The organism is Candidatus Symbiopectobacterium sp., from assembly GCF_020054415.1.
Taxonomy (GTDB): Bacteria; Pseudomonadota; Gammaproteobacteria; order Enterobacterales; family Enterobacteriaceae; genus Symbiopectobacterium.
In genome coordinates, this window is the sequence record NZ_JAHWCO010000732.1 from 1 (window position 1) to 1,469 (window position 1,469).

At 51.8% G+C, this 1,469-nt stretch carries 3 protein-coding genes; all 3 read left to right on the forward strand.

All coding sequences use genetic code 11. The features are described from left to right. Positions 1-104: 104 nt before the first annotated feature. The 3 genes from QZ506_RS21095 (at position 105) to rimI (ending at position 1,322) form a co-directional block, all read left to right on the forward strand. A complete protein-coding gene (locus QZ506_RS21095; protein ID WP_291973710.1) occupies positions 105-287 on the forward strand; it encodes a hypothetical protein in 183 nt (60 codons plus the stop codon). 162 nt (positions 288-449) lie between these two features. Further along, positions 450-866 carry a DNA polymerase III subunit psi gene (locus QZ506_RS21100; protein ID WP_291973713.1) on the forward strand — a complete coding sequence of 139 codons (417 nt, stop codon included), beginning with the start codon at positions 450-452 and terminating at the stop codon, positions 864-866. A 15-nt stretch (positions 867-881) separates the two neighbouring features. After that, entirely contained in the window at positions 882-1,322 is a 441-nt protein-coding gene (gene rimI, locus QZ506_RS21105; protein ID WP_291973711.1) for a ribosomal protein S18-alanine N-acetyltransferase, read from the forward strand. Positions 1,323-1,469 lie beyond the last annotated feature (147 nt).

Below are 1,469 nucleotides of genomic sequence, written 5' to 3' on the forward strand. Positions count from 1 at the left end.
CCGCGCTGCTTGAGGGCCTTGTTATAAGAGGGCCAGTTGGTGATTTTAAAATTTTGTTTTGCCATGGAGACCTGATTTTGAAACAACTGTGGTGATCTGCTCCGATGATTACCCAAAAGTTCTATTTATTCAACAAAGCCTCTTGTATTACTGCAACCTTGACCCATGGCGAACAATTCACCAACAAAGTCTCCTTTCTCCGTGTTCTTAACCAAGCTAACTTAAAAGACGGTGATAAAGAGCGCATATGGCACTCCTTGCAGCAAATCACATTGAAGCGTCATTAACGTGAGATATTTTATTTTTCACTGAGGCGGTGTGAAAAATACGGCGTTGGCCATTACCAGGCTTAAAGGGGAACACACTGCTGCCGATTCACTTTATTGGCGCATCCGTATCAGGTTTGTTAGCATAGCGTGGCTATCATGGCGAACCGAGTACTGGATATCATGGCACCAAGACGCGATTGGCTTTTACAACAAATGGGGATTACGCAGTGGACGTTACGCCGCCCCACGGTGTTGCAGGGCGAGATTGCCGTAACACTGCCCGCACAAACGCGTCTGGTGATTGTTGCCGCTTCGCTCCCCACCGCCCATGACTCTCTGATTGGCGATGTGCTGCACAGTTTGTCACTGCGCCCCGAACAAGTGTACCCGCTCACACCGGAACAGACTGCCATGCTGCCCACCTCGACGCATTGCCATAGCTGGTGTCTGGGGGTTGATGTGCCACCCGCCTGGACGGGGGTGCAATTGAGTAGCCCGGCGCTGGACGCGCTTTACGCCAACCCCAGTGCCAAACGCGCCCTGTGGCAACAAATCAGTGAACATCTTCCCTTGCTGGCAGCCTCAGAGGCCCATTAATTCAGGTTGTTTATCATGCACGTTATTTCTCCCCTCACGTCCCACGATTTGCCTGCCGCCTTTGCCATCGAAAAGGCAAGCCACGCTTTTCCGTGGACGGAAATCACCTTTAACAGTAATCAGGGCGAACGCTACCTGAACCTGAAATTGACACGCAACGATACGCTGGTGGCGTTTGCCATTACCCAGGTGGTACTGGATGAAGCGACGTTGTTCAATATTGCCGTTCACCCGACACACCAACGGCAAGGCCACGGTCGGCATCTGCTGGAACAACTGATTGAAACGCTGGAGGCACGCGGCATTACCACGCTGTGGCTGGAGGTTCGTGCATCCAACGCCAACGCCATCGCGCTGTATGAGCAATTGGGGTTTAACGAAGTATCGCTGCGGCGTAACTATTACCCGGCAGCCAACGGGCGCGAAGATGCGGTGATCATGGCATTGCCGCTGTAAACCATAAGGTGTACTAGCTCAGACCTGATCTGACAGTTACCGATTATTTATACAGGTGTCTGTCAGATTACATCTGGTTCAGATTCTTTTCTGCCCAGATCCGTTTTCCATCGAGTAAAGTGGCCATCGGCGTACGCCCGCAGCACA

Excerpts from the sequence above, each read along its gene's own strand:
- rimI (WP_291973711.1), top strand. The coding sequence starts at position 882 with ATGCACGTTATTTCTCCCCTCACGTCCCACGATTTGCCTGCCGCCTTT.
- QZ506_RS21100 (WP_291973713.1), top strand. The coding sequence starts at position 450 with ATGGCACCAAGACGCGATTGGCTTTTACAACAAATGGGGATTACGCAG.
- QZ506_RS21095 (WP_291973710.1), top strand. The coding sequence starts at position 105 with ATGATTACCCAAAAGTTCTATTTATTCAACAAAGCCTCTTGTATTACT.